Source organism: Adonisia turfae CCMR0081, from assembly GCF_011009555.1.
Classification (GTDB): domain Bacteria; phylum Cyanobacteriota; class Cyanobacteriia; order Phormidesmidales; family Phormidesmidaceae; genus Leptothoe; species Leptothoe turfae.
In genome coordinates, this window is sequence record NZ_QXHD01000004.1 from 4,186,719 (window position 1) to 4,191,786 (window position 5,068).

A 5,068-nucleotide genomic window follows, 5' to 3' on the forward strand; every position below is an offset into this window, starting at 1 on the left:
GCAGGCACAAGACCAGCCCCTACTCCCCCCCTCCCCATCTCCATGAAACTCAGCGAAGAAATCGAAATCGACTCCCCCCCCTGCTTCGACATGGGCGATCGCGTCCGTGTTCGCAAGCTTATCCGCAACGACGGCACCTTTCCTGGCAAAGATATCGGTTTTCATCTCGCTAAAAAAGGCGATATCGGCTATATCGTTGGCATCGGCACCTATTTACAACGGGCTTATATTTATTCTGTGCATTTTCTAGAAACCAACTATGTCGTCGGCTGTCTTAAAAAAGAACTCGATCTAGCAGAAGAGCGCCCGCCCTTGATTGAACAACCAGATTGGTAAGAACCAATGGCTATCCTCACCTCTCACCCCCAAAAAACCAACCCCGTCCTGGAGCAAACGTCTCAACGCACCAGTCTCCTTGGCCCACTACGTCGCTGGATAAATCAGATTCAGGTTACCAATTCCCGAACTGCCCATTTAATTTGTCGAGTCATTCCCAGTCATTGTCCGTTTGAACGAGATATTTCTCTTTTTGGGTACACCATTCATATCCCGGCCCTCTGTAGACTTAACCCAGTTTACGAGGAAATTGTCGATCTGCGGCTACGAGCATTGACCTACCTGATGGATACCTGTGGCGAAAATATCTCCACCTATATTCGCTAAGGGATACCAAAACACTGTAACCTCCTCCTTCTTTATCGCCATGAAAATGACCTCTGGCAAAATCAATGAACTCCTGACCCAGCCTGGCTGTGAGCACAACCATAAGAAAGATGGTAAGGGCCAGAAAAAAGCCTGTCAACAGCAGGCACAGCCTGGTGCTGCCCAAGGAGGATGTGCCTTTGACGGGGCCAGTATTGCCCTGGTGCCGATCACCGATGTGGCCCATTTGGTCCATGGACCCATTGCTTGTTCAGGTAATTCCTGGGGTAGTCGTGGCAGTCTTTCCTCTGGTCCCAGGATCTACCAAATGGGATTCACCACCGATCTGAGTGAAAACGACATTATCTTTGGTGGTGAAAATAAGCTCTACAAGGCAATTCATGACGTTAAAGAACGCTACAGCCCCGCCGCGATCTTTGTTTATCTCACCTGTGTAACGGCGCTGATTGGCGATGACCTGGATGCTGTCTGTCAGGCGGCTAGCAAAAAATTTGACATTCCTGTTGTTCCGGTCAGTTCTCCTGGTTTTGTGGGTAGTAAGAATCTTGGCAACCGGATTGGGGGTGAAGCACTGCTAGAGCATGTTGTCGGTACTCGGGAACCTGAATATACCACACCCTATGACATAAATTTAATCGGCGAGTATAACATTGCTGGAGAAATGTGGGGCCTGTTACCGCTATTGGAAAAGCTAGGAATTCGAGTGCTAGCGAAGATTACCGGTGATGCTCGATACAACGAAGTGGCCTGTGCCCACCGGGCCAAACTCAACGTGATGATTTGTTCTAAAGCCTTGATCAATATGGCCCATACGATGGAGGAACGCTATGGGATTCCTTACATCGAAGAGTCAATTTATGGCATTGAGGATATGAATCGTTTGCTGCGAGAGATCGCGGCTAAACTAGGTGACTTTGATCTACAGGGCCGTGTTGAGACTTTAATCAAAGAAGAGACCAGTAAACTGGACATTGCTCTGGCTCCCTATCGTCAACGCCTCAAAGGTAAGCGAGTTGTTCTCTATACAGGGGGTGTTAAAAGCTGGTCGATTATCTCTGCTGCTAAGGATCTAGGCATTGATGTCGTGGCCACGAGTACCAAAAAGAGTACCGAAGAAGATAAGGCCCGGATCAAAAATCTGCTGGGTAAAGACGGCATCATGATGAACAAAGGCAATGCTCAGGAACTCCTGAGGGTGGTTGCCAAAACTAAAGCTGACATGTTGATTGCCGGTGGTCGTAATCAGTACACGGCTCTAAAAGCGAGAATTCCCTTCCTTGATATCAACCAGGAACGCCACCATCCCTATGCGGGCTATCTGGGGATGATTGAGATGGCAAAAGAGCTGGATGAAGCTCTGCATAGCCCCATTTGGGAACAGGTGCGACGTGAAGCCCCATGGGATAGCGTTGGCGGAGCCTGGGATCAGCCTGGAGCCTCTCTGGCTCATCCTGCCCAGGCTTCAACCAAAGTTCTCTCCCGTAGAAAATCCGTCACTGTTAATCCCCTCAAGCAAAGCCAGCCTCTAGGTGCAGCTCTGGCCTACTTAGGTATCAAAGGCATGATGCCGCTCTTCCATGGCTCTCAGGGGTGTACCGCATTTGCCAAGGTCATGTTAGTACGCCATTTCCGAGAAGCGGTCCCTATGTCTACGACTGCTATGACAGAGGTCACCACAATTCTAGGCGGCGAAGGCAATGTGGAGACAGCAATCTTAACGCTATTGGAGAAAACCAAGCCAGCCATTATCGGCTTGTGTACAACCGGACTGACGGAAACCCGAGGCGATGATATGCAGGGAATCTTAAAGGAATTCCGGCAGCGTCACCCCGAGCTGTCCTCACTGCCCATTGCATTTGCATCGACGCCAGACTTTAAAGGAGCGTTACAGGATGGCTATGCCGCCGCTGTAGAGGCACTGGTACGGGATATTCCGGATAGTGGGCAAGACGAACTGCGACAACAGGGTAGCGATTCATTCTATACCTACGCCGTACCTGGTATGCCTTCCCAGGTAACGGTCCTGGCCGGTTCGTCCCTAGCTCCTGGCGATGTACAGGCAGTTAAAGACATGGTGACGGCCTTTGGGCTCAATCCAGTGTTTGTTCCCGATCTATCTAAGTCTCTTGACGGCCATTTAGCCGATAGTTACTCCGGTCTCACCAATGGAGGTACCACGCTTAATCAGCTGAAGTCGTTGGCCTATTCTTCATTCACCCTGGCGATTGGCAACAGTATGAAGCTGGCGGCTGAAATTTTGCAACAGCGTTTTGGTACTGAGTTCAGACTCTTTAATAGTCTCACCGGTCTGGGTGCTGTGGATAGCTTTTTACAAGAGCTTTCAGAGCTAAGTGGTCGCCCTGTGCCTGAAAAATTCCGTCACCAGCGTCGGCAGTTACAGGATGCTATCCTCGATACCCACTTTTTCTTTGGTCGTAAGCGAGTGGCCCTGGCGCTGGAGCCTGACCTGCTCCATAGGATTGCCTGGTGGCTGACAACCACGGGGGCTGAAATTCATGCGGCTGTGACGACAACTACATCCAAACCACTCAAAAACTTGCCAGCTGATACGGTTACGATTGGCGATTTGGAAGACTTTGAAGATCTCGCCCAGGGGGCAGACCTGTTAATTGCCAACTCCAATGCCAAAGCGATGTCAAAGCGCCTGGGTATTCCCCTCTATCGCCTTGGCTTCCCAGTATTTGACCGGCTTGGTAACGGTCGACGCTACACCGTCGGTTATGACGGCACTACTCAGCTTTTGTTTGATATCGGCAACATTTTTATGGAGGTCGATGAAACTGATGCCCATGCCCAGGTTCATGCCTGGCGAGAAGGTCACGTGTAAGTATGCACAAGGAGATTTAACGATGAGAATTGCCTTTGCTACCCAAGATTCGTTACACATCAATGCCCACTTTGGTTGGGCCCGACAGATCGATGTTTATGAGGTGGATACCACTGGCTACACCTTTCTAGAAGCGCTGAAATTTGAGGGTGATCTCAAGGAAGACGGTAACGAAGATAAGCTAGAGCCCAAGGTTAAAGCTTTGCAAAACTGCACCATTGTCTATGTTTCTGCGATTGGGGGTAGTGCTGCGGCCCGGCTGATTTGCAAAAATATTACTCCGATCAAGACCGGCTCTGGCAACGATGAAATTGGGGATGTACTGGCCCGTCTGGTGCAATCTCTCAAGCATAGCCCGCCACCATGGCTACGTAAGGCTTTGAGTAAAAACAAACCTGCTTTAACGTTTGATGATGACTTTGAAACCATTGAAGAGGAAGTAATTGTATGAGTCCTGTTGCTGCCACTGACCCAAAAACGACTGAATTAGATGCCGCATTAGTGATTGATAGTTCCCTATTCCTCAAGGCAATTGTTCAGCAGATTCGTGCTAACGATGCCTATGGCACCTATCGGAACTGGGCCGATGAGATTTTACTGAAGCCCTATATCATTCCTAAGAAAAAGCGTCGGAAAATTCCGGTGGAAGGGGACGTTGATCCGATTACCATGGCGCGGATTATGGCATTCTATCGTGCGATCGCAGCCTGCATTGAGCAAGAAACCGGTCAGCTCTCTCAAGTCGTAGTCGACCTCAGCCACGAAGGCTTCGGCTGGGCGCTAATCTTTTCTGGCCGCCTAATTCTAGTGTCCAAAACCCTACGAGATGCCCAACGCTTCGGCTTTGACTCCCTCGAAAAACTCAATACTGAAGGTGAGAAGTTGGTCCAAAAAGGTATTGATCTAGCCCAGCGGTTTCCCGCCGTTTGTAACCTTTAGTCAAGCCTGCAGCCGGGTAGGGGCCGCTCTCCCCTACCTTTCCTTTATCATTCGTTTGTCCCATGCCCGAAACTACGACACCGACCACCCTTGACGATCTGAAAAAACAAATCAGAAGGCTAAATAGCAAAGCGGGCCAGATGAAAATGGACCTGCATGACATTGCCGAAGGCTTACCTACTGATTTAGAAGAATTGCCCACCGCTGCTGCTCGCACCTATGACATCTATTGTCAATTGCGTGAACTCAAAGAGCAACTCAAAACCTTGGAGGCCGATCAATGACAACGTTAACTCGTACCTTAGCCCAGTTTAACCAGCTCAAAGACGCTGAAGACTATTTTCAGTTTTTTGGCTTGGCCTATGACCCGCAGGTGGTCAATGTCAATCGTTTGCATATCTTGCGGAAATTTGCCCAGCTTGTCAAAGACGAAGATAAAGCCCAACCCGAAGAACAAAAGCTGAAAGCCTATCGCCAGGCCCTGCAAACCGCCTACGATTTGTTTTTAACCTCCTCTTCCGTGGAACAAAAACTCTTCAAAGTCTTCCAAGACAGACCGAAGAACGTAGTCATGCTCTCCGATATTACTGTGGAGTAATCCACTGCCCACTGCCCATT

At 49.5% G+C, this 5,068-nt stretch carries 7 protein-coding genes; all 7 read left to right on the forward strand.

Annotated features, from left to right (window positions below; genetic code table 11):
• Positions 1–42: 42 nt before the first annotated feature.
• The 7 genes from DXZ20_RS22115 (at position 43) to nifW (ending at position 5,048) form a co-directional block, all read left to right on the forward strand.
• Positions 43–336 (forward strand): nitrogen fixation protein NifZ, encoded by a 294-nt coding sequence (locus DXZ20_RS22115; RefSeq protein ID WP_031294588.1) that lies wholly within the window; start codon positions 43–45, stop codon positions 334–336.
• 6 nt (positions 337–342) lie between these two features.
• Positions 343–663: a Mo-dependent nitrogenase C-terminal domain-containing protein gene (locus DXZ20_RS22120; protein WP_163700758.1), complete on the forward strand. Its 321-nt coding sequence runs from the start codon at positions 343–345 to the stop codon at positions 661–663.
• 40 nt (positions 664–703) lie between these two features.
• Complete coding sequence (locus DXZ20_RS22125; protein ID WP_163700760.1) at positions 704–3,511, forward strand: bifunctional nitrogenase iron-molybdenum cofactor biosynthesis protein NifEN; 2,808 nt, start codon at positions 704–706, stop codon at positions 3,509–3,511.
• Between the two features lie 22 nt (positions 3,512–3,533).
• Complete coding sequence (gene nifX, locus DXZ20_RS22130) at positions 3,534–3,962, forward strand: nitrogen fixation protein NifX (protein WP_163659257.1); 429 nt, start codon at positions 3,534–3,536, stop codon at positions 3,960–3,962.
• Entirely contained in the window at positions 3,959–4,450 is a 492-nt protein-coding gene (locus DXZ20_RS22135) for a NifX-associated nitrogen fixation protein (protein WP_250564635.1), read from the forward strand. Before nifX ends, DXZ20_RS22135 begins: the two co-directional genes overlap by 4 nt.
• A 62-nt stretch (positions 4,451–4,512) precedes the next feature.
• Positions 4,513–4,734, forward strand: a complete 222-nt coding sequence (locus DXZ20_RS22140) for a CCE_0567 family metalloprotein (protein ID WP_163700763.1) — start codon at positions 4,513–4,515, stop codon at positions 4,732–4,734.
• The gene (gene nifW / locus DXZ20_RS22145) at positions 4,731–5,048 is read left to right on the forward strand and encodes a nitrogenase-stabilizing/protective protein NifW (protein ID WP_163659259.1); all 318 of its coding nucleotides are present in this window, start codon (positions 4,731–4,733) and stop codon (positions 5,046–5,048) included. Before DXZ20_RS22140 ends, nifW begins: the two co-directional genes overlap by 4 nt.
• Positions 5,049–5,068 lie beyond the last annotated feature (20 nt).

Coding starts and splice junctions, on each gene's coding strand:
- DXZ20_RS22115 (WP_031294588.1), top strand. CDS start 43: ATGAAACTCAGCGAAGAAATCGAAATCGACTCCCCCCCCTGCTTCGAC.
- DXZ20_RS22120 (WP_163700758.1), top strand. CDS start 343: ATGGCTATCCTCACCTCTCACCCCCAAAAAACCAACCCCGTCCTGGAG.
- DXZ20_RS22125 (WP_163700760.1), top strand. CDS start 704: ATGAAAATGACCTCTGGCAAAATCAATGAACTCCTGACCCAGCCTGGC.
- nifX (WP_163659257.1), top strand. CDS start 3,534: ATGAGAATTGCCTTTGCTACCCAAGATTCGTTACACATCAATGCCCAC.
- DXZ20_RS22135 (WP_250564635.1), top strand. CDS start 3,959: ATGAGTCCTGTTGCTGCCACTGACCCAAAAACGACTGAATTAGATGCC.
- DXZ20_RS22140 (WP_163700763.1), top strand. CDS start 4,513: ATGCCCGAAACTACGACACCGACCACCCTTGACGATCTGAAAAAACAA.
- nifW (WP_163659259.1), top strand. CDS start 4,731: ATGACAACGTTAACTCGTACCTTAGCCCAGTTTAACCAGCTCAAAGAC.